General features: G+C 34.8%; 20 protein-coding genes. 11 read left to right on the top strand and 9 right to left on the bottom strand.

Annotated elements, in window-relative coordinates; genetic code table 11:
- Positions 1-407 precede the first annotated feature (407 nt).
- Genes PGH12_RS15360 through PGH12_RS15345 form a run of 4 tightly spaced genes read left to right on the top strand, consistent with a single transcriptional unit; the run spans position 408 to position 5,306 of the window.
- Positions 408-578 carry a hypothetical protein gene (locus PGH12_RS15360; RefSeq protein ID WP_267598330.1) on the top strand — a complete coding sequence of 57 codons (171 nt, stop codon included), beginning with the start codon at positions 408-410 and terminating at the stop codon, positions 576-578.
- Positions 575-1,780, top strand: a complete 1,206-nt coding sequence (locus PGH12_RS15355; RefSeq protein ID WP_267598329.1) for a metallophosphoesterase family protein — start codon at positions 575-577, stop codon at positions 1,778-1,780. The genes PGH12_RS15360 and PGH12_RS15355 overlap by 4 nt, the downstream gene beginning before the upstream one ends.
- Before the next feature lie 5 nt (positions 1,781-1,785).
- Positions 1,786-4,824, top strand: coding sequence for an AAA family ATPase (locus PGH12_RS15350; protein WP_267598328.1), 3,039 nt, complete (start codon positions 1,786-1,788; stop codon positions 4,822-4,824).
- A 41-nt stretch (positions 4,825-4,865) separates the two neighbouring features.
- Positions 4,866-5,306: an STM3941 family protein gene (locus PGH12_RS15345; RefSeq protein ID WP_267598327.1), complete on the top strand. Its 441-nt coding sequence runs from the start codon at positions 4,866-4,868 to the stop codon at positions 5,304-5,306.
- Between the two features lie 52 nt (positions 5,307-5,358).
- Here PGH12_RS15345 and PGH12_RS15340 read toward each other — a convergent pair whose 3' ends face one another.
- Both PGH12_RS15340 and PGH12_RS15335 read right to left on the bottom strand, forming a co-directional pair.
- The gene (locus PGH12_RS15340; RefSeq protein ID WP_267598326.1) at positions 5,359-6,378 is read right to left on the bottom strand and encodes an LLM class flavin-dependent oxidoreductase; all 1,020 of its coding nucleotides are present in this window, start codon (positions 6,376-6,378) and stop codon (positions 5,359-5,361) included.
- A gap of 243 nt (positions 6,379-6,621) precedes the next feature.
- Positions 6,622-8,763: a S9 family peptidase gene (locus PGH12_RS15335; RefSeq protein WP_267598325.1), complete on the bottom strand. Its 2,142-nt coding sequence runs from the start codon at positions 8,761-8,763 to the stop codon at positions 6,622-6,624.
- 416 nt (positions 8,764-9,179) lie between these two features.
- Here PGH12_RS15335 and PGH12_RS15330 point away from each other — a divergent pair, with 416 nt between their 5' ends.
- The 3 genes from PGH12_RS15330 (at position 9,180) to PGH12_RS15320 (ending at position 11,823) form a co-directional block, all read left to right on the top strand.
- On the top strand, positions 9,180-9,692 hold the full coding sequence (locus PGH12_RS15330; protein ID WP_267598324.1) for a YceI family protein: 513 nt from the start codon (positions 9,180-9,182) through the stop codon (positions 9,690-9,692).
- Positions 9,693-9,766: 74 nt separating this feature from the next.
- On the top strand, positions 9,767-10,594 hold the full coding sequence (gene ygiD, locus PGH12_RS15325) for a 4,5-DOPA-extradiol-dioxygenase (RefSeq protein ID WP_267598323.1): 828 nt from the start codon (positions 9,767-9,769) through the stop codon (positions 10,592-10,594).
- A 59-nt stretch (positions 10,595-10,653) separates the two neighbouring features.
- Entirely contained in the window at positions 10,654-11,823 is a 1,170-nt protein-coding gene (locus PGH12_RS15320; RefSeq protein ID WP_267598322.1) for a carboxypeptidase-like regulatory domain-containing protein, read from the top strand.
- 64 nt (positions 11,824-11,887) lie between these two features.
- Here PGH12_RS15320 and PGH12_RS15315 read toward each other — a convergent pair whose 3' ends face one another.
- Together PGH12_RS15315 and hutH are read right to left on the bottom strand one after the other, a co-directional pair.
- Positions 11,888-13,390, bottom strand: a complete 1,503-nt coding sequence (locus PGH12_RS15315) for a S8 family peptidase (protein WP_267598321.1) — start codon at positions 13,388-13,390, stop codon at positions 11,888-11,890.
- A gap of 232 nt (positions 13,391-13,622) precedes the next feature.
- A complete protein-coding gene (hutH, locus tag PGH12_RS15310) occupies positions 13,623-15,110 on the bottom strand; it encodes a histidine ammonia-lyase (RefSeq protein ID WP_267598320.1) in 1,488 nt (495 codons plus the stop codon).
- Positions 15,111-15,233: 123 nt separating this feature from the next.
- Here hutH and PGH12_RS15305 point away from each other — a divergent pair, with 123 nt between their 5' ends.
- Positions 15,234-15,998, top strand: a complete 765-nt coding sequence (locus PGH12_RS15305; RefSeq protein WP_267598319.1) for a hypothetical protein — start codon at positions 15,234-15,236, stop codon at positions 15,996-15,998.
- A gap of 236 nt (positions 15,999-16,234) precedes the next feature.
- Complete coding sequence (uvrC, locus tag PGH12_RS15300) at positions 16,235-18,028, top strand: excinuclease ABC subunit UvrC (protein WP_267598318.1); 1,794 nt, start codon at positions 16,235-16,237, stop codon at positions 18,026-18,028.
- Positions 18,029-18,093: 65 nt separating this feature from the next.
- Here the strand turns inward: uvrC and PGH12_RS15295 are convergent, their stop codons facing one another.
- A complete protein-coding gene (locus PGH12_RS15295; RefSeq protein ID WP_267598317.1) occupies positions 18,094-18,918 on the bottom strand; it encodes an anti-sigma factor in 825 nt (274 codons plus the stop codon).
- A 1-nt stretch (position 18,919) separates the two neighbouring features.
- On the bottom strand, positions 18,920-19,486 hold the full coding sequence (locus PGH12_RS15290) for an RNA polymerase sigma factor (protein ID WP_267598316.1): 567 nt from the start codon (positions 19,484-19,486) through the stop codon (positions 18,920-18,922).
- A gap of 138 nt (positions 19,487-19,624) precedes the next feature.
- On the opposite strand from PGH12_RS15290, the gene msrB reads away from it, so the two are divergent.
- Together msrB and PGH12_RS15280 are read left to right on the top strand one after the other, a co-directional pair.
- A complete protein-coding gene (gene msrB / locus PGH12_RS15285) occupies positions 19,625-20,107 on the top strand; it encodes a peptide-methionine (R)-S-oxide reductase MsrB (RefSeq protein ID WP_267598808.1) in 483 nt (160 codons plus the stop codon).
- Positions 20,108-20,238: 131 nt separating this feature from the next.
- A complete protein-coding gene (locus tag PGH12_RS15280) occupies positions 20,239-20,808 on the top strand; it encodes a fasciclin domain-containing protein (RefSeq protein WP_267598315.1) in 570 nt (189 codons plus the stop codon).
- Positions 20,809-20,868: 60 nt separating this feature from the next.
- On the opposite strand, the gene PGH12_RS15275 is transcribed toward PGH12_RS15280, so the two are convergent.
- From PGH12_RS15275 to PGH12_RS15265, 3 genes are read right to left on the bottom strand one after another with little or no spacing between them, the layout of a single operon-like run.
- Entirely contained in the window at positions 20,869-21,621 is a 753-nt protein-coding gene (locus PGH12_RS15275) for a hypothetical protein (RefSeq protein ID WP_267598314.1), read from the bottom strand.
- 31 nt (positions 21,622-21,652) lie between these two features.
- The gene (locus tag PGH12_RS15270) at positions 21,653-22,732 is read right to left on the bottom strand and encodes a putative type IX sorting system protein PorV2 (protein WP_267598313.1); all 1,080 of its coding nucleotides are present in this window, start codon (positions 22,730-22,732) and stop codon (positions 21,653-21,655) included.
- A gap of 15 nt (positions 22,733-22,747) precedes the next feature.
- Entirely contained in the window at positions 22,748-23,626 is an 879-nt protein-coding gene (locus PGH12_RS15265; RefSeq protein ID WP_267598312.1) for a DMT family transporter, read from the bottom strand.
- Positions 23,627-23,711 lie beyond the last annotated feature (85 nt).

The raw sequence follows: 23,711 nt of genomic DNA, 5'->3' as shown, positions 1-23,711 counted from the left end.
CGTTTTATTATAAATGAAGTAATTTTAAATAAAAGTATTCTTTGTTTCATTACAAAACACAAAAAAACAAACCAAACACAACTCTATTTTATTACCAATTGGGTGATTTTAAATAAAATTCAAGCTCGGGAAGTCGCAAACAGTATTGTTTTAAACCAACCGAGAATTCCTTCGGTTACAAACAAGGATGTTTTAAACCAACATACACCTCCAGCAGTTATAAACAAGATTGTTTTAAACCGACGGAGATCTTTTTAATCTCAAAAACTTGTTAAAGAAAATATTTCTACAATAAATAAACTGCAGAATTAAATATTGAAAAACCATCTGAAATAAAGTTTTCTCTAAAGAATAGATTAATTTAGCAATACCAATTTTAAAGTAAAAATTTGCCTAAATAAGTTGAGATGAGTAGAAATACAGACGCAAATAAAAAAATACATAATAAGAAAATTGCTGACAAAAAGCGCAAAATTCAGGAAGCCGAACTGAAAAGAAAAAATCGCTTGAAGGAAATGCGTGAAAATACAAAAGCCAAACTGACTACAGAACAAGAAGACGAATCTCAAGCATCATGAAAATCCTTCACACCGCCGATTGGCATTTGGGTAAACGCCTCGACCGTTTTTCACGATTGGAAGAACAGGTTTTGGTGATGAACGAAATTGTAGAAATTGCCGATGAACAAAATGTTGATCTCGTTTTAATTGCCGGAGATCTATTTGATAATTTCAACCCGAGTGTAGAAGCAACAGAACTGTTTTACAAAACATTGAAACGACTGTCATTAAACGGAAAACGCCCTGTGATTGCTATTGCAGGAAATCATGATTCTCCAAATCTGATTGACGCTCCGGATCCGCTGGCAAGAGAATGCGGAATTATATTAATCGGTCATCCGAAAGCAACGATTCATCCTTTCGAACTGGAGCATTTTAAAATTTCAAATTCAGCCGCTGGTTTTATTGAATTACAATTAAAAAATCAAGAGTTTCCCATAAGAATTTTACATACGCCTTATGCAAATGAAGTTCGTTTAAAAGAATATCTTGGAGAAAATAAGGAAGACGAAATCAACAATGTTTTAAAAGAAAGCTGGAAACAAATCGCTGATGAATTCTGTGATCAAAAAGGGGTTAACCTTCTGATTACACATTTATATATGAACAAAAAAGGTGTAGCAATTATCGAGGAGCCTGAAGGTGAAAAACCGATTAAAATAGGAAATGCAGACCTTATTTATTCGGATATTATTCCTTCACAAATACAATATACGGCTTTGGGACATCTGCATGGTTTTCAAAATATCGGAACGGCAGACAAGCCTGTCGTCTACGCATCTTCCCCATTATGCTACAGCTTCAGTGAAGCCGGACAGACAAAATATATATCTATAATTGAAGCAGAACCCAATCAGCCGGTTGCCTTCGCAAAGATTGCCATACAAAACGGAAAATGTCTCTCCAGAAAGTCTTTTGATTCTGTGGAAAATACAATACAATGGCTTCGCGAGAATCAAGATACACTTGTGGAACTCACCTTAGAAAGCGAAACGTTTTTGAAAGCCGAAGAAAGAAAGCAGATTTATCAGTCTCACAGCGGAATTGTATATCTTATTCCAAAGGTTAAAAGCCAGGGTTTTAATGAAAATCAATTACACGAAATCAATCTCAATCAGGATATCGAGTTTTTGTTTAAAGATTATTTTAAATCTAAAAATGGCGGTCAGGAAGCCAATGAAGAACTTATCAGTTTGTTTAATGAAATTTTAAACCAATAAAAAAAATGATTCCTATTCAATTAACCATTGAGGGTTTATATTCTTATCAGGAACGACAGACCATTGATTTTAAAAATCTCACGGAAGCCGGATTGTTCGGGATTTTCGGATCTGTCGGTTCGGGAAAATCATCAATTTTAGAAGCGATTTCGTTTGCACTTTATGGGGAAACGGAACGCCTGAATATGCGCGACAAAAGAGCGTACAACATGATGAACCTGAAATCTAACTCTTCTTACATTCAGTTTGATTTTATCAATCATGAGAACAAAATCTTTCGTGCGACTCGTGATTTTAAAAGAAATTCTAAAAAATTTGATGATGTAAAACCTTCTTCTGTTACATTTTATGAAAAAATAAATGAAAAATGGATTCCTCTGGATCATTCTAATTGCGAGGAAATAATCGGTTTAAGTTATGCCAATTTTAAACGTACAATCATTATTCCGCAAGGTCAGTTCAAAGAATTTCTGGAACTTGGAGCAACCGAAAGAACAAATATGATGAAGGAGATTTTTAATCTTCAGCGTTTTGATCTCCAGAATAATGTTTCGACTTTAAATGCCAAAAACAGATCAGAACTGGATCAGCTGGAAGGTCAGCTGAAAGGTTTTGAAGAAGTAAATGAAGAACAGATTTCATTAAAAAAAGAAGAATTATCGACCGAAAATCAAAAACTGGAAGCAATAAAGATTCAGTTTCAAGAGATTGGCGAAAAATATCAGCAACTCAAAAATTTAAAAGAAGATTTCGAACTTTTAAAAAGGAAAAAAGAAGATTTGGAAAAACTGTCTGTGCAGAAAACTGAAGTTGATCTATTAGAAACAAAAACTGAATTATTTGACAAGGTTTTTCGCATTTTTAATCCATTAATTATTGAGAAGAGCAAACTTCAAAATGAAATTGAATCTCATCAGAAAGACAAAGAAGATCAGACTAAAATTTTATCTGAAACGGAAACTGAATTTAAATCTTTAACGGAAAAACTTTCTGCGATCTTACCAAAATTTGAAGCATTAGATCATTCAAAAATTCAGGAAAATGATTTGAATTTAATATTGCAGATGCTGAAGTTTTCTGGTGAAATTGAAATTCTGAAAGAAAGAACAAAAAAGGGTTCGGAAAAAGTACAGGAAGTTGAAGCGAACATTCAACTGATTCAAAAAAAACTTACCGAACTAGCAAAAGAAACTGACGTTTTAAAACCCAAAAAATTAAATTCAAAATTAGTAATTGACGTTGGAAACTGGTTTTTAGATAAGAAAAATCTGACAGAATCTTATCAAAAACAAAGCGAAAAAACAAATCAAAAGAAAGCCGAAATTGCAAAGATTTCAGCAGAATTAAAACCTTTTGAAATCAGTACTGAAAGTTTTAAAAATGATTTTAAAACTCAAATTGATGCTTTAGAAACTCAGAAAAAACAACTTACTGAGAAGCAAAAACAATTAGAAATTCAGCAAAAGCTGTCACATTTTGCAAGTGAACTGCATGACGGAGAAACTTGTCCGCTTTGTGGCTCGCTGGAACATCCGAATATTGTGGAGTTTGATGATGTGAATTCTGAATTGAATGAATTGCAAAAGCAAATCGAAAATCTCGAAGCTCAAAAGCAGGAAATTCAGAAAAAATATCAGGAAATTGAAAAAATTCTAGACCGGAAAACTATTTTTGAAGAACAACTGAAATCTGAGGAAGAAATTTTAAAGCAAATTCAGATCAATCTTCAAAATCATTCGCAAAAATTTGTCTGGATAGAATTTAATGCTGAAAACGAAGCTGAATTTGAACAGAAACGTCTGCAATCTTTCGAAATAGAAAAACAGATCGAGCAGATTGGTCAGAATATTTCCACCGAACAGAAAAATTTAGAAAAAGAGCGCGAAACTCTTACTTCCTATCATAAAGCGCTGGAAAAATTCACCTTGGATGAAGCTAAAAAAGCTGAACAGATCAAGACCAATGAATCGAATCTGCGAATTCTGGAATGGGAAAATCATCAGGAAAAAACCGTTGCTGAAGTTGAAGAAAGCTATGAGAAACTCGCTAAGTCGAATCTTGAAACCGAGCAGAATTATCAGATTTTAATTAAAAAAGAAAAAGAACTTTCCCCAAAACTTGCCGAGCAAAAAACAATCGTTTTACAACTTGAAAAAAGAATTCTGGAACTTGAAAAAGAATTTTCTGACAACGAAAATGTTATAAAACAGTTTTTATCCGAACAAAATTTCAGTAATTTGGTTGAGGTTCAAACGATTTTATCACGGGAAATTGATGTTCAACAAGCTAGAAATAAAATTCAAAAATTCAGAATAGATTTTGAAACTTTGAAAAACGGAATTTCTGAACTTAAAACAAAACTTAAAGATTTTTCATTTGATGAAGAACATTTTTCAGCCGTTGAAAATCAGTTCAAAACCATTGAAAACGAATTAAAAACAGTGAATGATTCGGTTGTAAAATTAACATCGGAAATCGAAAGACTGGAGAAAGAATTTAAGAAAAAAGAAAATCTTTTAATAGAACTATCAAAACTTCAAAAGCGTGCAGAAAACCTGAAAGTGATGACCAATCTCTTTAAAGGAGCCGGTTTTGTGCAGTATGTTTCATCTATTTACCTTCGACAATTGTGCGATCATGCCAATGTGCGTTTTCACAGAATGACGAGGAATCAACTGAGTTTGCAACTTAACGAAAACAACGATTTTGAAATTGTAGATTACCTCAACGAAGGACGAAGCCGAAGCGTAAAAACATTGTCGGGCGGACAGGCCTTTCAGGTTTCGCTGAGTCTTGCTTTGGCTTTGGCGGAAAGTGTTCAGGCGAATGCTCAGTCTGAGAAAAATTTCTTTTTCATTGACGAAGGTTTCGGAACTCAGGATCTGGAATCTGTGAATGTTGTTTTTGAAACGTTGATGAGCCTTCAGAAAGAAAATCGAATTGTAGGAATCATTTCGCACGTTGAAGAACTGAAAGAGAAAATTCCTGTTTCGCTGAATATTAGGAAGGATGAAGAACGGGGAAGTTTGATCGAAATATCTTAATTATAAAGCTTTTTATTTACATTTAAATTTTAAAAATTATCATGCACAAATTACCAGTCACGTTTTATCCGGGAAAAATTAAAAATATTTTTCTGATGTTGATCAGTTTAGGTTTTGTGATTTTAGGAATTAGTCTTTTAGATAAAAATATCTGGATTGCTGTCTTAAATATTATCTTTTTCGGGTTGTGTTTTATTGTTTATGTAATCAATTTTATTCCCAATGCCACCTATTTAAAACTCAGTGAAAAAGGCATTGAGATGAAAACCTTATTCAAAACCACTTTTATACCATGGCGAGCGATAAAAAGTTTCGGCATCAGAAATATTGTTATCATGAAAACGGTAACCTTTGAGCTTGATGAAAATGTGATCGATGCTAAAGTAAAATCGAAAACAGGAGCATTTCCAGATACTTACGGGATGTCTCCAGCAAAATTTGTGGCGTTGTTGAACGAGTATAAAAATAATCTCAGTAATTGAATCTAGAATATTAAACGAAAAAAGCTCCATATTTAATGGAGCTTTCTGACTTTTATTTCACATTTTGGGCCACTTTTTCACCCATTAATTCTATTGATTTCATCATAATATCGTGGTTCGGATCTCCGACATCCATGTGACCGATGAATCTTGTAATCCCAAAAATCTCTTTCATATAATTGATTTTATCTGCAACTTCATCTGCATTTCCGATGAATAATGCTCCCTCTTTTGCTCTTCCGCCTTCGTACTGCATTTTTGTGTACGGAGCCCATCCTCGAGACTTGCCGATTCTATCCATTTGAGATTTATAATTATGGAAATATCCATCTACGACTTCTTTTTCATCACTCACAAAAGTATGTGAATGAATGGCAATCTGCATTTCAGACTCATCATGACCTGCTTTAAGATATTCCTGTTTGTAGAAATCAACCAAACTTTTAAACTGAATTGGCATTCCGCCAATGATGGCAACAACCAATGGCATTCCCAATTTTGCGGCACTTAAAACTGATTGTGGAGTTCCGCCAACCGCTCTCCAGATCGGAAGTTTACCATTGTTTTTTGCTCTTGGATAAACGGTCTGATTCTGCATCGGAGCACGAAGTTTTCCTGACCACGACACGTTTTCTTCAGAATTTATTTTTAATAATAATTCTAATTTTTCATCAAAAAGTTCTTCGTAATCATTCAGAGAATATCCATATAAAGGAAAAGATTCGATGAAACTTCCTCTTCCCACGAAAATCTCTGCTCTACCATCGGAAATCAAATCTAATGTAGCAAAATCTTCATAGACTTTCACAGGCTCAGAAGAACTCAAGACGATTACTCCACTCGCCAATTTTATATTTTTTGTGATACTTGCAGCAGCTGCCAAAACCATTTCAGGGGAAGAAACCGCATAATCGGGACGGTGATGTTCTCCCATCGCGAAAACATCAATTCCCACCTCATCCATTAGTTTTACCTGCTCTATTATTTCACGGATTTTTATTCCTGCTTCTTTATATTTTCCGGTTTTCTGGTCTAATGCCAAATCACCGAACATTCCTATTCCTAGTTCCATATTGTTAATTTTAGATTTTAGATTTTAGATTTTAGATTTTAGATTTTAGATTTTAGATTTTTAGATTTTAGATTTTTAGATTAACAAAATTACATTTATTGACTAGGAAAAACATTGACCTTTGATAAGAATGGTTTTGTTCGTAAGCTATCCTTTGTACTGTATCTAAAATTTAAAGACAAAAAAAAAATTCAGCCTAATTGACTGAATTTAATATTATTATTTCATTTTTTCCATTAAAAATTATTTCTTTAAGTTCTGATCAAAATAATCAGTCACTTTCTGCATCAGATGTACTCTGTCTTTTCCGATAACATTGTGCGGATGTCCCGGATAAACGAAGTAATCTAACTGTACTCCGTTGTCAACAGCAGATTTGATAAATTTCATTGAATGTTGCCAAACCACCACATCATCCTGCGCTCCGTGAATCATTAGCAGTTTTCCTTTCAGATTCTGAACTTTATCCAAAAGATTTGACGTTGCATATCCCTGAGGATTCTCCTGTGGAGTATCCATATATCTTTCGCCGTACATGATTTCGTACATACTCCAGTCGATAACAGGTCCGCCAGCAACTCCCACTTTAAAGGTTTCAGGATGACGAAGCATAAAACTTGTCGTCATAAATCCTCCAAAACTCCATCCGTGAATTCCCAGTTTTTCAGAATCTACATAAGGAAGAGATTTTAAATAGTCAACACCTTTCAATTGGTCATTCATTTCAGTCGTCCCTAAATTTCTGAAAACAGCCTGTTCAAATTTCATTCCACGGTTTGAAGAACCTCTTCCATCCATTGTGAAAATGATGTATCCGTTTTGCGCCATATATTCATACCAAAGATTTCCTGAAGCCGGGAAAGAATTGGTCACCAATTGCAAATGCGGACCATTGTATAAGTAAACAATTGCAGGATATTTTTTATTCGGGTCAAAATTGGTCGGAAGAATGATCTTTCCGTATAATAAAGTTCCGTCGTCTGCTTTTAAATTGATATTTTTAATTTCCGGTCGCTGATAATTTTTCAGCGGATTTTCTGCAGTCAGAAGATTTGTTGATTTCAGCGAGTTGGTATTGATAATATTGGCAATTCTCGGCGTGTTTGAATTCGTGTACATATCATACAGATAATTTCCATCTTTACTTAAAACTCCGGAATGCATTCCTTCCGCATTATCCAATTTTTGAGTTTTGAATGTTGCCCAATTTATTCTGTACAAATGTCTTTCTGTCGGACTTTCCTGAGTAGAAACGTAGTAAATTTCTTTTTTCTTTTCATTAAATCCGAGAATATCCGTCACCAACCAATCTCCTTTCGTGATCTGAGCAATCAGACCTTTTTCCAGACTGTAATGAAATAAATGGTTGTAGCCAGTTCTCTGACTTTGCCAGATAAAATCGGTATTTGAATTTGGGAAAAACAACAAAGGATGTTGTGGCTCAACATATTTACTGTCGGTTTCTTCGAATAAAGTTTTCACTAAATTTCCTGTAGCAGCATCATACTGATTCATTTTTAAATGATTCTGACCTCTGTTTAAGACTCCCACAAAAATATATTTAGAATCCGGACTCCAGGTAACTGCCGTCAAATACTGGTCTTTTTCACCTTCAACTTTTAGAAAAGTCGTTGATTCACTTTTAATATTGTAAACACCCAACGTTACTTCGTGTGAAGTTTTTCCTGCCATCGGATATTTGATGTTGGTGTTTACCGCCGGAGTTACAGACCAGTCGATGATCGGGTAATCTGCAACCATTTTCTGATCCATCCTATAAAAAGCTACACTTTCAGAATTCGGAGCCGGGAAAATTCCACTATCAATTCCAAATTCATTTCTGTGAACATTGGAAGCTCCGTTGAGAATATTTTCATCAGAATCATTGGTCACGGCAATAGCTTTACCATTTTTACTGATGAATAAATTGTTCTTTACTGTGTACGCAAAAGTCTGGTTATCTGCAAACATCTTCATGTTTGAAACATTTTCATCCATCGCAGACGAACGTTTTACTTTCCAGTCGTTTCCCGATTTCTCTACCCAATACATTTGATTATTGGCACTGAAATAACCACTTGAGTTATTGGTGAATTTAATCGGAGGAATTCCTTTTAGTTTACTGTCTGCGAAATTTTTGTTGAGCTGCGTCAGAGATACCAACGTATCTTGCTTGTTCGTTTTCAAATCGGTCATCAAATATCCTGCTCTCACAGCCTGAATGTAAGATTTGCCGTCTTCTGACCAAGAAAACTGCGAGATATTCTTTACTGCAAGATTACTTCTAAGTCCGTTTACGGCTTCTGCCATGGTAAATTTTTGAGTTTGTGCAAAAGCAGATCCGCCCAAAACCACCATCAATAAAGAAAATTTATATAATTTCATTGTATCTAAAATTGAATCTGTCAAAAGTAAGAAATAAAATTCAACCGTTAAAAATTGTTAAATAAAAGATGAATTTATTTGAATTGAGTAAATTTAACTGACTCTTAAAACCGAAAATCTCACAAACAAAAGTTTGTAACTTAGAATTCCCCTCCTCTTGAGAGGTGGCGAAAATTCAAAGAATTTTTGACGGGGTGGTCTAAGCTGCATTATTTTTTAAAACTCCCTTCGACTTCGATTAGGGAACTGAAAAAAACGTTAAGCTAAGTATCAAGCAAGAAACTCTTGAAAAATTTAATTAATAAATAAAACAAAAGAACTTTAATTAAAACTCATTTCTTATCCTAAATCAATGAATCGAGCATCGTTCTTGTTATACATTTGCATCATACAATAACAACTAAAAAATAAATACAATGGCTACAAAATGGAATTTAGACCCAACGCACAGTGAAATTACTTTTAAAGTAAAACACATGATGATTTCTAATATCAAAGGAAATTTCACCAATTTTACTGCTGAAATCGATGCTGATGATGATACATTTAAAAATGCAAAAACTACAGCAACAATTCAGGTTTCTTCTATCTCTACGCACAATGCAGACAGAGATACTCACTTGAAATCTGCTGAATTCTTCAATGCAGAAGCAAATCCTACAATCACTTTCGAATCTGATGCTCTGAACGATTCTATCACAGGAAATCTTACGGTAAACGGTATTACAAAGCCGGTAACTTTAGATGTAGACTTTGGTGGTATCAATGTAGATCCTTGGGGAAATACAAAAGCAGGTTTTTCTTTTGAAGGAAAAATCAATAGAAAAGACTTTGGCCTAAACTGGAACGCAGCTCTGGAAGCAGGAGGTGTAATGGTAAGCGACGAAGTAAAGATTGCAGGTGAACTGCAGTTTGTAAAGCAAGCATAGTAAATTAAATATAGTTTTCTGAAGATCCGATGGTTTACTATAATCATCGGATCTTTTATTTTAAAACAAATATTATGAATCTCAACGATCTACAAAACATCAGCGACAATTTTAAAAATACACAGAAAATGCCTGTTCTTTTCTTAGGACATGGATCGCCGATGAATGCTATTGAAGAAAATCAGTTTGTACAGGGATTTAGAAATGTCGCAAAAGAAATTTCCAAACCAAATGCTATTTTGTGTATTTCTGCGCATTGGTTCACAAATGGAACTAAAATTACCGCGATGGATATGCCTAAAACCATTCATGATTTCGGAGGTTTTCCGCAGGCTTTATTTGATGTAAATTATCCTGCTCCCGGAAATCCTGAATTGGCTAAAGAAACTGCCGAACTTTTAAAACCTACTTTGGTAGAAGAAAATCACAATTGGGGTTTAGATCACGGCGCATGGTCGGTTATTAAGCACATGTATCCTGAAGCAGACATTCCTGTGATTCAATTAAGTATCGATTACACAAAACCGCCGCAATATCATTTTGATTTGGCTAAAAGACTAAATAAACTTCGTGAAAAAGGAATCCTGATCATCGGAAGCGGAAATATTATCCATAATTTAAGATTGATCGACTGGCGAAACATCAATACCGTTGGAGTCGGCTGGGACTGGGCGATCGAAGCGAGAGAGAAAACCAACAATTGGCTTTTAGATGGCAATTTTCAGCATATTATTGATTATCATAAGCAAGGTATTTCGCTGCAGTATTCTGTTCCCACTCCTGATCATTATTTACCGCTGGTTTACAGTTTAGCTTTAAAAGATAAATCTGAAGATTTGGTTTTGTTTAATGATGAATTAATTGCCGGAAGTCTTAGCATGACGAGTGTGAAAATTGGTTAATATAAAATTTTTGTAACAGTCTTTTTTTTATCACTATAAATTTAGTAATATTGTTTACCATGAAAAAAACGATATTACTTTTAATTATTTTTTTACCGTTTTATATCACAATTGCTCAAACAATTAAAGGAACGGTGGTGAATGACATTGAGAAACCCATCTCGAGCGTAAATATTTATCTCGACGGAACAAAAACAGGAACGGTATCGGCAGCAGACGGAACTTTTACATTAAATCTTCCTTCAGCAAATAACAACAGCCTGGTTTTTCAGAAAGATGATTATGAAACATTTACAATCTCTGTTTCTGAGGTTTTAAACAAAAAACTGAAAGTTGTTTTAATTAAAGCTAAAGAGATTGAAGAAGTAACAATTATTCCTTATACAGAAGCGGCTTACAAGAATTATATTTATTTTTTTCTTGATTCTTTCCTCGGAAACGACAGAGAAAATGTGCGCATCAAAAATCAGCGTTCTCTGAAATTTTCATTTGATAAAGAAAACAAAATTCTTAAGGTTAGAGCACCACAAACTTTGATTATTGAAAATAAAAACCTGGGCTACACGATCGATTATAACCTGGTGGAATTTGTAGCAGATCTTGAAAACAATACGACCCGATTTATGGGAACTAGCTTTTTTAAAGAAACAAAAAGCACCAATAAAGTTAAGCTCAACCGAATGAATGCTTACGACGGAAGTCAGGTTCATTTTTTCAGGAGCGTTTTTGAAAATAAAGTGGCTGACGAGGGTTTTATTGTCAATCAAATCACGAAATTTCCCAATTCAAAATATCCAACAGAGGAAGAATTGCAGCGACTGAAAGATTTTGCAAAAACATTAAAATCAAAAAAAACGCTGAATGTTCCTGAAGACATTTTAGATATCGGAAACAGAAAACGCAATGAGCCACCTTACAAAATCGCTGTCACCAAAACTCAGATTCCGGAATCTGATTATACTAAAAAGACAGATGGAAAATTGTTTTTGGATTACGATCACATGATGCAGATTAATTTCAAGAAATTCTTTTACGAACTGAAAAAAAATCAGTTTGTGAAAGGCACAATTCCTATTATTCAAACCTCTTTTCTACATCCCGAGAGTGACACTTTTGAAATTTATTCTGATGGAAACACTTCAAATCCGGGTCAGTTGACCAATCAGGGAGAATTTGCAAAAGATAAAGTTGAGAAACTGCTGCCGTTGGATTATAAATTGGGAGACTGAACCTAAAAAAAATAAAGCTTCCGATTTGAAAGCTTTATTTGATCTGAAAAATTTAAACTCACATTTACTGTACAGCTTGTAAAACGTTGATATTTCCGTAACCGAAATCTGAATTTGGAGTAGGATAATATGTTGAAGACTGTCTCATTTTAGTTAAAACCTGTTCTCTCGTCCATGAAGGATTTTTTGACCATACCAATGCTGCAATTCCAGCTGTAGAAGCTGTTGCAACGGAAGAACCACCTACATAATCTGTCTGTGCATTGTAATAACTTACCACCGGAATATTATTTCCAGAAGCTCGTTCCATCTGATAAGTAAAATCAATTTCAGAACCAGAATGACAAACATCACATTTCTGATTAGAAGTATTTTCTTTTACACCAGTGATTGCTTGTGTTTCAGGCATCCAGGCTGGGAAAATCACTCCTACAAAAGTGGTGAAGCTTGTAGAAGTTCCGCCTGCGCAAAAGATTAGTTTACCTTTAGAATAAGCGTATTTTACTCCGTCTTCAATTTTCCCGACAGAGAAAATATGTCCCATCGACATTGAAATGATTTTTACAGAAGTATTATTTCCCAAGGCAGTAAACGCCAACTTCACCCCTTCCTGCTCATGATAGCCATCTAAAACAACATTAGAAGCCGCTCTGTAAGTCACTAAATTAGCATTATACGCAACACCAACTGGCTGTCCCTGATTATTTCTCGGTGCAGCCATCGCCGAGGCCATGCTTGTTCCGTGACCGCATTTATCATCAGAACCGTCAAAACCTGAACTCCACGGCCAAACAGAATCAACATAAACACCGTTTTTACTGATTGATCTTCCCGAAGATAAACCATTATTAAAACTGCTGCCCAGCAAACTTTGATTCGCCGAAACTCCGGAATCAATAAGACCAATCGTAATTCCGGCTCCAGTGCTGTAACTCCATGCATTGGTAATATTATGTTTATAGAAAGACCAAGAAGCTTTTGCATTTGGAGTTACTGTTGTGTAATCTGATGCGCTTAATGCTGTAGATTCAAATCCACAACCCGATGAACTTCCGCTTGATTTTGCCACACCATTTACTTTATTTTCATTTTCAAAATAGTGATAATCCGCAGGTTCCAAATAACGGATTGATTTTAATTTTCGCAGCGCAATCACCGTCTCCTGCTTCTCAATATAAACATCTATTTGGTTAAGATATTCGTCGGAAGCCAATAAAACACGATCTTTTTTGCCTTCGTATTGTTGAATAACTTCTAGGATTTCGTTCTGCAAACTTTCAGAATCAGCAGATTTACTTCTGTCGAAGTCATCTTTTGAATTTCCAAAACCGATAGAGGCAATTTTATTTCCCTGAACAATTCCGCTCCACAGAAAATGTGATGAAGATTCGTTCCATGAGAATTTTCCTTTTGTCTTGATGGTTTCGTTGATTTTGTCGTTGATTTGTCTCGCAGTAAGCGGATCGGCCTGTACAATTTCGCTTTCTACTGATGAATTTTGCAGATCATCATTCGTACAAGAATTTAGAGCGAATGCTGCAAGTAAGAAGAATACACATTTTTTCATAAGAATATATTTTTTTATGGGTAAAACCAAATTAACATTTTCAATTGAATTACAGACCCTTAATAAATTAAAATTAATATCTTCAGCATACTACTTTTTTATTTGAACAAAAAACAGCCTCCAGATATGGAAGCTATTTGTATTTGTTTTCTCAATATCGAGATCTCTATTGAAGGATATAAAAATTCAGTTATTTAAAAATCTTTTCAATAAAAAAATGGTGATTTGATTATTAATTAACCACAAACTTTCGCTCATTAATCAACTCAGCAATTGCCAACATATCTTTGCCAATCAATCTGTCATCTTCCAGCTTAGCAACTTTTGTACGAAGAATGGCAAAGTTTTCTTCAATAATTTTAGAACATTTCGCTGGTCTTCTGAATTCTAAACCCTGTGCAGCAAACATTAATTCCACCGCCAAAATATTCACTAAATTCCCAAGAACCTGATTGAACTTTCTTCCCGAAATACTTCCCATCGAAACGTGATCTTCCTGTCCCAAACTTGTAGGGATAGAATCTGCAGAAGCCGGGAAACAAAGCGTTTTATTCTCTGTAACCAAAGCTGCAGAGGTATATTGAGGAATCATAAATCCGGAATTTAGTCCTGAACTTTCCGTCAGCAATCTAGGTAAGCCGTATTTTCCTTCTAATAGTAAATAACTTCGTCTGTCTGAAATATTCCCAAGCTCGGCTACTGCCAAAGTTGCATAATCTAAAGGCATCGCCATCAACTGTCCATGGAAATTTCCTCCTGAAATTGATTCTTCCGCACTTAAAACAATTGGGTTGTCTGTTACAGAATTCAGTTCTGTTTCTGCCATCAATTTTAAATGTTCAAAAGCATTTCTACTTGCACCATGCACCTGCGGAACACATCTCATAGAATAAGGATCCTGCACTCTGTCGCAATACTCGTGAGATTTAAGATTGTCGGAATTCTTTAAAAATTTCAACATTCTTGCCGCTACTTTTTTACTCCCTTCAAAAGGTCTGATATCATGGAGTTCCTTCTTAAACGGACTTGCAGAACCTCTGTACGCTTCAATGCTCATTGCAGCCGTCATGTCTGCTAGATTAAGAAGATATTCGAATTTTTCTAAACCTTTAATCGCATGAGCAAGAATAAACTGAGTTCCGTTGATTAATCCTAAACCTTCTTTTGGTCCTAAAACCAAAGGTTCAAGGTTATGTTTTTCTAAAATTTCAGCAGTTTCAAAGATTTCGTTTCCTACCCAAACCTGACCCAAACCTAAAAGTGGTAAAACCAAATGTGACAAAGGTGCCAAATCTCCGGACGCACCGACAGAACCTTGTTCTGGAACAACAGGAATGATGTCTTTTTCGAGCATCAGAATGAATCTTTCAATCACTTCCAGAGAAACTCCCGAAAAACCTTTTGATAAAGCGTGAACCTTAGAAATCATCATGATTTTTGAAAATTCTTTATCAATTGGTTTGCCTACTCCGACTGCGTGAGAAATAATTAAATTATATTGAAGCTGCGCCGTTTCGTCAGCCGAAATTTTTGTATCACAAAGTGGCCCGAATCCTGTGTTGATACCATAAACACAACGATCTGACTCTACAATTTTCTTTACATTATCCTGAGATTTTAGAATTTGCTGTTTTGCTGTTGTATTTAATTCAGCTTTATTTGGATTTTTGCAGATTTCCAGAACATCATGGAAACTCAAAACATCTACTCCGTATATCATTTCAAAAAATTTGTCTAAAAATACACATTTTGATCAGAACTGGAAATGCGAATCTGCACTTTAAAATATTTCTCAGATCAAAGATTTTATTGTTTATTTTTACGCATTAAATAAACTAAACTTATGAAACTAAAAGCTTTATTATTGGCACTTTCGTTAACGAGTGCATTCTCATTTGCTCAGGAAAAGGTAAAATATTCCAAAGATCAAATCAAAAAAATGGAACAGTATCTTTTTAATGAAGGATTTCCCGGGCCATCCACAAAGAAAATTTCAACGATCATTCTGAAAGACGGAACCGTAAACAAGGGTTTTTGCAACGATATAGAAACTAAAAAAGGACAGATCTATGGAATCTCTATTAAAGACAGCGCAACAAAAAAACAAATGGTTTTCAATGCAGATAACGTAAGCGAAATGTACATTTATCCTACGAAATTGGCGAAAATTTTGAAAGTTGGAAAACATGTAACTAACGTAAGAAGCTTAAGCACCAAAAAACTGAGCAAAAATACAACTGATGGTCAAATTCAATTTGTAAATCAAACCGTTTCTTTGAAAAACAAAAAAGATGATAAAGAGTTTTTAATGCAACTTATCAATCCTGAATTCAGCGAAATTATTTCTGTTTATCATGACCCCAGAGCAAAGGAAACTTCGGGTATGACTGTAGGATTTGGGATGCAACTTGGTGGCGGACTTGCAAAATCATTTTACGTGAAAAAAGGTGATAAAGTAATGTGGCTTCACAAAGATGATTTTGAAGACAACTATGATTTCTTATTTGGTGACAATGCAGAATTCATGAAAAAATATCCTAAAAAATCTGTAGAATGGGGATTTTTCAGCTTTTTGGTGAATGAATATACAGAAATGAGCAACGGATAAAATTTAATTTTAAAATATTTCAAAGCTGCGGAAAATTCTGCAGCTTTTTGTTTTTCTGATATTGGATTTCCAGAAATGACTACATTTAGGTTTTGGTCTAAACTTTCTTTAAAAAAAATGATTTTGCCTAAAATACATGCGCAACTCAGTTTTAAGTTTAAAAAGTATCATCAAAAATGAAAATTTTGAAAATCGTCCAGCTTTTTTATGGGCTGAAATTTGCTTAATTTTGTTCTATGAATCCTTCTTTAGAATTACAGCTAAAAACTTTGCCATCAGAACCTGGAGTTTATCGTTATTACGATAAAAACGGAAATCTGCTGTATGTTGGAAAGGCTAAACATCTAAAAAAAAGAGTTCTTTCTTATTTTAATAAAAATCTTTTAGGCTCAAGAATAAAAACCATGGTCGGCAAGATTTACCGCCTGGAGACTACTATCGTCAACAGCGAATATGATGCGCTTTTATTGGAAAATAATCTGATCAAAGAACATCAGCCGTTTTACAATGTAATGCTTAAGGATGACAAAACGTATCCCTGGATTTGCATAAAAAATGAAGATTTTCCACGTATCTTTCTTACCAGAACAAAGATCAAAGACGGATCAGAATATTACGGACCTTATGCAAAAGTACGTCCGGCAAAAATTCTTTTAGATACGATCAAACATATTTATAAACTCAGAACCTGCAATCTCAATCTGGCTCCTTCTAAAATTGATGATGGCAAGTACAAAGTCTGTCTGGAATTTCATATTAAAAATTGCCAGGGGCCATGTGAAGGCCTTGAAAGCAAGGAAGAGTATGATGAGAAAATTGATGCCATACGCGGGATCATCAAGGGAGATTTTCAAACGGCAAAGCAATATCTTGTCAATCAAATGATGAAATATGCTGAAAATCTTCAGTATGAAAATGCGCAGATCGTAAAAGAAAGATTGGATATTTTGGAAGATTATCAGGTTAAACACACTGTTGTCAACCCAAATATTGATGATGTAGATGTCTTCGGAATGACAAGTGACGAGACTGCCGCTTACGTCAATTATTTTAAAATCAGAAACGGAAATATCATTCAGAGTTTTACCACAGAGATCAAAAAAATCATTGAAGAAAGTGATGAAGATATTCTTGAGGAAGCATTAATTGAAATTCGTCAGAAGTTTGAATCTGATTCAAAAGAAGTACTTATTCCTTTTCATCTAACTTTAGAAATACCCAATGTAAAGTTGATTGTTCCCAAGATGGGCGACAAGAAACGTATTGTAGAACTTTCTGAAAAAAACGCAAAAGAATACAGAATTGAAAAGCTGAAACAGGTACAAATCGTAGATCCGGAAAGACACTCAAACAGAATCATGGCAGAAATGCAGAAACTTTTGAGAATGCCCGTGGAGCCTCGTCACATTGAAGGTTTTGACAACTCGAATATTCAGGGAACCAATCCCGTTTCGGCCTGTGTTGTCTTTAAAGACGGAAAACCAAGTAAGGCAGATTACAGAATCTTTCATCCAAAAACCGTCACAGGTCCTGATGATTTTAAAACGATGGAGGAAGTGATCTATCGTCGGTACAAAAGAATACTCGATGAAGGAGAGCCGTTACCACAACTGATCTTAATTGACGGTGGAAAAGGACAGCTTTCATCTGCAATAAAAAGTTTAAAATTACTTGGACTTTACGGAAAAATTACCATTGTCGGTATCGCGAAAAGACTGGAAGAAATTTTCTTTCCGGAAGATCCTATTCCTTTATATCTTGATAAAAAATCTGAAACATTAAAAATTCTTCAGCGTGTACGTGATGAGGCACACCGTTTTGGAGTAAAACATCACAGAACAAGGCGAACAAATTCCACCATTAAATCCGAACTCGACGAAATTCCGGGAGTCGGTGAAAAGACAGTCGGAATGCTTTTATCAAAATTGAAATCAGTAAAAAGAATAAAAGAAGCAAGTCTGGAAACTTTGGAAGAAATTTTAGGAAAAAGTAAAGGTAAAATAGTTTTTGATTTTTTTAATAACGTATAAATATAAAAACAAAAATCAGCTCAATTTTCAGAGCTGACTTTTTATATTTTGAATTTGAATCGTTATTATACGCCACCCATTACATACATATTTTCCATCGTAGGAACTTCGCTACCTCCTTTTTTCTCGAGTGTAATCGCAAATGCCTGCGCATTGGTAATATTTGAAATAGCAATTCTGCTGTCAACATCTTCAGTATACATTCCTGCACTTACAGGTTTGCCATCGGCGATCGCCCACAGTTGATACTGCATACCTTCAGGTGCTTTAGGCAGAGAATTTGCAGAAAGATAAATATCTTTAGAAGCGCTGTCCCACAAAACAGTTGCTTTAGCTTCGGGATGTTTTTCTACGCCCGCTAAAACCACTTTTTTCATATCGGGATTGGCAAAAACGTCAAGTTTCTGTTGCATATTCTGCATAGCGACCTGATTCATTTTTTTGTCACTTTCCATTTTTACAAGTTGTTTATCAATCTCCGACTGGCTGTTCATCAAATAAAGATTAACTCCTGTACTTAGTAAAAATAAAAGTGATGCAGCTATTGCAAAATTTCTCCAGCCACTTGTTTTGTCGCTTTTTACTACCCGATTATTCTCTTCCAAATCTATTTTCTGAATATTATTCTGAAGTGGAATTACAGGTTTTTGTTCTTCAACAGGCTGCTCCTGCTGAATTTTTGCCCAGATTTTAGATTTTAAATCTTCTGGTGGGGTCACTGCCTGCACTGTGGCAAGCATCTCAAAAGTTTTTTGTGCTTCCTCAAAAGCTTCTTTTACTTCAGCATTATTCTTCATTACACACTCCAGAATACCTGCTTCCTCGGGAGAAGCATGACCTAGAATGTAAGATTCTAGAATTCCGGATGATATGTATTCTTTACTATTCAACTTATTGATAATCTTTTAATAAATCTTTTAATTTCATCAATGCATTACGCATTTTCGTTTTTACAGTACCCAAAGGCATATTCAGCTTTTCTGATATTTCACTCTGCGTGAACCCCTGATAATAGGCAAGATTTATAAGCTCCTGCTTATCAGAATCTAAAGTTTCCAGCACATTGCTGAAACCAATAAAATCTGAATTATTAGTCGTTGAAAGTTCCGCATTGTTATATACGAAATCAGGAAGTGATTGGTTTTTTAGCTCGTTCTGAAAGCTTTTGGATTTTAGATAATCGATTGCTGTGTTTCTGGCGATGTTGATCATCCACGTGTAAAAACGACCTTTAGCAGTGTCATACTGATGGATAGAGTTCCAGATTTTCATAAATACATCCTGAATAATCTCTTCCGTATATTCTTTTGACTGCACAATTCGAAGAATCACCCCATATAATGCACCAGAATAATGGTCATATAAGTGGTGAAAACCTGATTCGCTCTTTTCTCTGAGCGAAGCAATAAGTTCGTCTTCCGAATAGGTTGTTTTAATATTGTTTATTTTACCTACCAAATTTAACGAAATAATATGAACAACAAAAAAAATCTTTAAAAAATTTTATCTCGTATATATAAACAGTTAATTATTAAAATTTAATTTAAAATGAAAAATCCAATAAAAGGAATATTTGCGACTCTGTTTTTAATTTTAATGATGGGAAATCTGTCAGCACAATCAGAAAATTTTAAGTCAAAAAATCCTTACTACTCCAAGACTTCTACAACGCGATTGAAGGTAAGCAACGCAGAATGGAGAAAAATTCTTAAACCCGAACTGTATCAGGTTGCCCGCGAAGGCGCTACCGAAATGGCTTTTACAGGTAAATATTATGAATTTGATGTGAAGGGAACTTACTATTGCGCAGTTTGTGGAAATGCTTTGTTTCTCTCAACTTCCAAATTTGCAACGACGTGCGGATGGCCATCTTTTTACGAGCCTTTGCGAAAAGATGGTGTAAAATACAAAAAAGACAATTCGCATAACATGGAGCGTACCGAAGTACTTTGTGGAAGATGTGATTCTCACTTGGGACATATTTTTGATGACGGACCAAAACCTACCGGCAAAAGATTCTGTATGAATTCTGAATCACTGGAATTTGTACCTAACCAAAATCAAAAAAATAAATTTTAATACACTGAATATCAATTATATAAAATAAATTTTTGATTTTTTGAAAACTAAAAGCAAACAACTGTCGTAGATGAAAGCAAGAACACAATAACACATAAACTCAAGTAATATTAATTAAAAAAAATCTGAAAATGAACGCTAGATCAAAATTCGCAGTACTAGGAATGGCAGCATTATCTTTCGCATTAAGCGGAAATGCAACAGCCCAAAAAATGAAAGAAAAAACGGTAATGGTTGGTGGAGCGCCAATGTATCCTTCAAAAAATATTGTAGAGAATGCGGTAAATTCTAAAGACCACAAAACTTTGGTTGCAGCAGTAAAAGCTGCAGGTCTTGTAGAAACTTTACAAAGCGCTGGACCTTTCACAGTATTCGCTCCTACAGATGCAGCTTTTGCAAAATTACCTGCGGGAACTGTTGAGAATCTTGTAAAACCTGAGAACAAAGAAATGCTTACAAGCATTCTTACATACCACGTTCTACCAGGGAAATACAGTTCGAAACAAGTTTGGGCAGCTGTAAAAGCAGGAAACGGAAAAGCAATGATGAAAACAGTACAGGGAGAAGAATTAACTTTCTGGACGAAAGGAAAAGATTTGTATGTAACCGATGCAAAAGGTAACAAAGCAAAAGTAACAATCGCTGATGTAAATCAGTCTAATGGTGTTATACATGTAATAGATACTGTTCTATTACCATAGTTTTAGTTTTTTATGGTTTATTTTAAGGAAGCCTTATCTGATTGCAGATAAGGCTTTTCTTTATTTTAATTTGAAGACTTCCTTTGTGTAATCATCTCCTTTTGGCATTTCAATGACAATATCACCATTCTCATAGTAACCAAGTGTAGATTCTCCTGATTTTAATTTAACTTTAAAAGTATCTTTCTTACTGGTTGATTTAAAAGTTGCAAAAGGAACAGATCCGTTCTCTTCAACTAAAATAAACTGACTGTCATCAATCTGAACCTTTTGTAAATTTACTTTACCGTTAGTATATTTACCATTTTGCGAAGTAGAACTTTCCACTTTTTCAATTGTAACCTCTTTTACAGGTTCAGCATTTTGCGTTTGCTGCACAGAAGCCTGTATCTGAATTTCTTTTGGGCTTGAAACGGCAACCGCAACTAAAGCCTGCTTCAAAGCATCCTGAAAGCCTTCTTCAAAATCTTTGATGGAAGAGCTTCCTTTGTAATTTGAAACTACTTTCCCATTACAGTCTTTGAATTCTAAGATGACCTTGTTTCTCAAAAAACCACTGTCATTGATCACATCTGCATTTAAAACACCGCAAGGATTTGAATTTCCTTCTGACGACCATTGACTTCTGTTTCCTGAAAAAACTATATATTGTTTTTGCTTCAGTGACTTTGCCAGCAAAACATCCATTTTATATTGATCATTCTTAAAACCTGTGAATTTTTCCGGAAGTGCTACATATTTGTAATCGGAAACCTTTTGTGCATAAGAAAAAGTAAAACACACTACCGCTATAATTGTTGAAAGCTTCTTCATTGTAATTTAATTTTAAAATCAACTGAATTTATTAATCATTTCTAAATTCTCCCATATCCAGTTTCAGAGAGAAAAAGTTTGAGAAGAAATTTGAACCGCCAATGCCTGAATTGCTGATGGCATAATCAAGCGTTAAACCTCTATATCTGATTCCCAAACCAGCACTCGGCTGAAAAGAAACTTTTCTGCTCAGATCTTCAATATCCGTAATAGACTGAAAACGGTTGACCCCTACTCTCACAAAAATCATTTTCTGATAGCCCAATTCAGCTCCTGCATACGGAGTAATACTTGCAAAATCTGTCGAAAGAAGCGCTGCCGTTTTGGCAAAATCCACATTAATACCTGCCTCCGGAAGAATGTATAAGCTGCTGTTAATTTCGAATAATTTACTTGCTCCTGCGTTTAATTTCGGCATCGTCAATTCCATTTTATCAGTAGGTGCAGGGTTAAACTCTTCACCATTTACAACCGTTGTCAGCTCATCCTGATTAATACTCCAGAAGTTGACAGTCGTTGTAGCATCGCGAAGCATACCTCCAAATTTCCAGCCGTTATCTGATTTATAAATTGCTCCGACATCAAAACCAAACCCGTAACCGCTTGCAAATTTCCCTACATTTCGGTAGACAATTTTTGCATTGACACCTACATCCAATTTAGGATTTCCACCCGGATGGAATGCGTAAGAAATAATTCCTGCATAATCTGACTGAGAAAACTTCGTGATTTTATCATAATCAATATTCCCTTCTGTATCGATTAACTGAGTAGTATTCAAAATATTATCTACTCCCAAACGCACAATTGATATTCCGAAAACACCTTCTTCCAAAACTTTGGCATAAGCGAGATAATCATACTTAGCAATAGATTCAAAATATTCTGCGTGCATGGCAGCTCCCTGCCAGTCTCTTGTAATTCCGTTCAGACCTGCGGGATTCCACATTGGCGAGTAAACATCGTCCTGATTAGAGATCACTGCTCCACCCATTGCCAGACCTCGGGCTCCTGCGCCGATATTTAAAAATTCATTGGAATATTTTCTGATAATCTGAGATTGCGAAAACCCAAATAGTAGGGAAAATAATAGTAAAAGATATTTTTTCATCATGCAAATTGATGCTTAGTTAATTTTTTTTTGTTTTCTGGTTTTTATCAATGCATTGGCTACAATTGCCAAAATCATAACCAGCGACGCCACATAAAATACTGGACTCATGTGTTCTGATTCCCCAAAGATAAAAAAAGCTAGTATAATTCCGTAGACTGGTTCTAAATTTACTGTTAAAATTAATGTGAAAGGCGAAATATACTTCATCAGCTTCACCGACTCTAGCATCGGAAAAGCTGTAAAAACACTTGCCAACAAGCATATTAACGACAAATCTCGGTAATTTATTTCATTCATCGAAAAAATTTGACCCGATAATAAATAAAATATAGCCAAAATAAGCCAACCACTAAAGATTTCGTAAAAAATAATATTCCCCGGACTTGTTTTCCCAAACAGCTTTCCGTTGAAAACAGAAAATATTGTCCCAAAAATTGCGCATAAAATTCCAAAGAAAATGCCTTCTTTATATTGAAATTCGGTTTTAAATATAAGGAGAATACAGGCAACAATTACCACTCCCATCAACACTTCTGAAATATCAACTTTTCTTTTAAAAACCAAAGGCTCTAAAATCGCTGCAAATAATGTTGACAATGAAAGACAACTCAACGCAATCGAAACATTAGAAACTTTAATGGAATAAAAAAAACACAGCCAGTGCAAAGCCATGAAAAAACCTATGGCCGCAAGCTGTAAAAAAAGTTTTTTGGAGACTTTGATGCTCTCTTTTTTAAAAATTCTTATAAATACAAATAAAAATATGGCAGCGAACAACATTCTGTAAAATACCAGAATCTGCGCATTGGCAGTTATCAGTTTTCCCAAAATTGCAGTAAATCCCCACAAAAAAACAATCAAGTGCAATCTGAAAAGAGCTAATTTTTGCATGCTTATAAAATAAAATATATGAAATGCAAAGCTACGAATAGGTTTTAATAATAATCTAAAATTAATTACTTCTATACAGCTTTAA

Source organism: Chryseobacterium sp. CY350, assembly GCF_027945075.1.
Classification (GTDB): Bacteria; Bacteroidota; Bacteroidia; order Flavobacteriales; family Weeksellaceae; genus Chryseobacterium.
Note: the sequence above shows the minus strand (reverse complement) of the source record. Positions and strands in the feature narration are given on the sequence as shown.

Bases quoted from the DNA above. Each gene is read 5' to 3' on its own strand.
- PGH12_RS15360 (WP_267598330.1), top strand. From the start codon at position 408: ATGAGTAGAAATACAGACGCAAATAAAAAAATACATAATAAGAAAATT.
- PGH12_RS15265 (WP_267598312.1), bottom strand. From the start codon at position 23,626: ATGCAAAAATTAGCTCTTTTCAGATTGCACTTGATTGTTTTTTTGTGG.
- PGH12_RS15335 (WP_267598325.1), bottom strand. From the start codon at position 8,763: ATGAAATTATATAAATTTTCTTTATTGATGGTGGTTTTGGGCGGATCT.
- PGH12_RS15345 (WP_267598327.1), top strand. From the start codon at position 4,866: ATGCACAAATTACCAGTCACGTTTTATCCGGGAAAAATTAAAAATATT.
- uvrC (WP_267598318.1), top strand. From the start codon at position 16,235: ATGAATCCTTCTTTAGAATTACAGCTAAAAACTTTGCCATCAGAACCT.
- ygiD (WP_267598323.1), top strand. From the start codon at position 9,767: ATGAATCTCAACGATCTACAAAACATCAGCGACAATTTTAAAAATACA.
- PGH12_RS15350 (WP_267598328.1), top strand. From the start codon at position 1,786: ATGATTCCTATTCAATTAACCATTGAGGGTTTATATTCTTATCAGGAA.
- PGH12_RS15280 (WP_267598315.1), top strand. From the start codon at position 20,239: ATGAACGCTAGATCAAAATTCGCAGTACTAGGAATGGCAGCATTATCT.
- PGH12_RS15315 (WP_267598321.1), bottom strand. From the start codon at position 13,390: ATGAAAAAATGTGTATTCTTCTTACTTGCAGCATTCGCTCTAAATTCT.
- PGH12_RS15320 (WP_267598322.1), top strand. From the start codon at position 10,654: ATGAAAAAAACGATATTACTTTTAATTATTTTTTTACCGTTTTATATC.
- PGH12_RS15270 (WP_267598313.1), bottom strand. From the start codon at position 22,732: ATGAAAAAATATCTTTTACTATTATTTTCCCTACTATTTGGGTTTTCG.
- hutH (WP_267598320.1), bottom strand. From the start codon at position 15,110: ATGATATACGGAGTAGATGTTTTGAGTTTCCATGATGTTCTGGAAATC.
- PGH12_RS15355 (WP_267598329.1), top strand. From the start codon at position 575: ATGAAAATCCTTCACACCGCCGATTGGCATTTGGGTAAACGCCTCGAC.
- PGH12_RS15275 (WP_267598314.1), bottom strand. From the start codon at position 21,621: ATGAAGAAGCTTTCAACAATTATAGCGGTAGTGTGTTTTACTTTTTCT.
- PGH12_RS15330 (WP_267598324.1), top strand. From the start codon at position 9,180: ATGGCTACAAAATGGAATTTAGACCCAACGCACAGTGAAATTACTTTT.
- msrB (WP_267598808.1), top strand. From the start codon at position 19,625: ATGATGGGAAATCTGTCAGCACAATCAGAAAATTTTAAGTCAAAAAAT.
- PGH12_RS15340 (WP_267598326.1), bottom strand. From the start codon at position 6,378: ATGGAACTAGGAATAGGAATGTTCGGTGATTTGGCATTAGACCAGAAA.
- PGH12_RS15305 (WP_267598319.1), top strand. From the start codon at position 15,234: ATGAAACTAAAAGCTTTATTATTGGCACTTTCGTTAACGAGTGCATTC.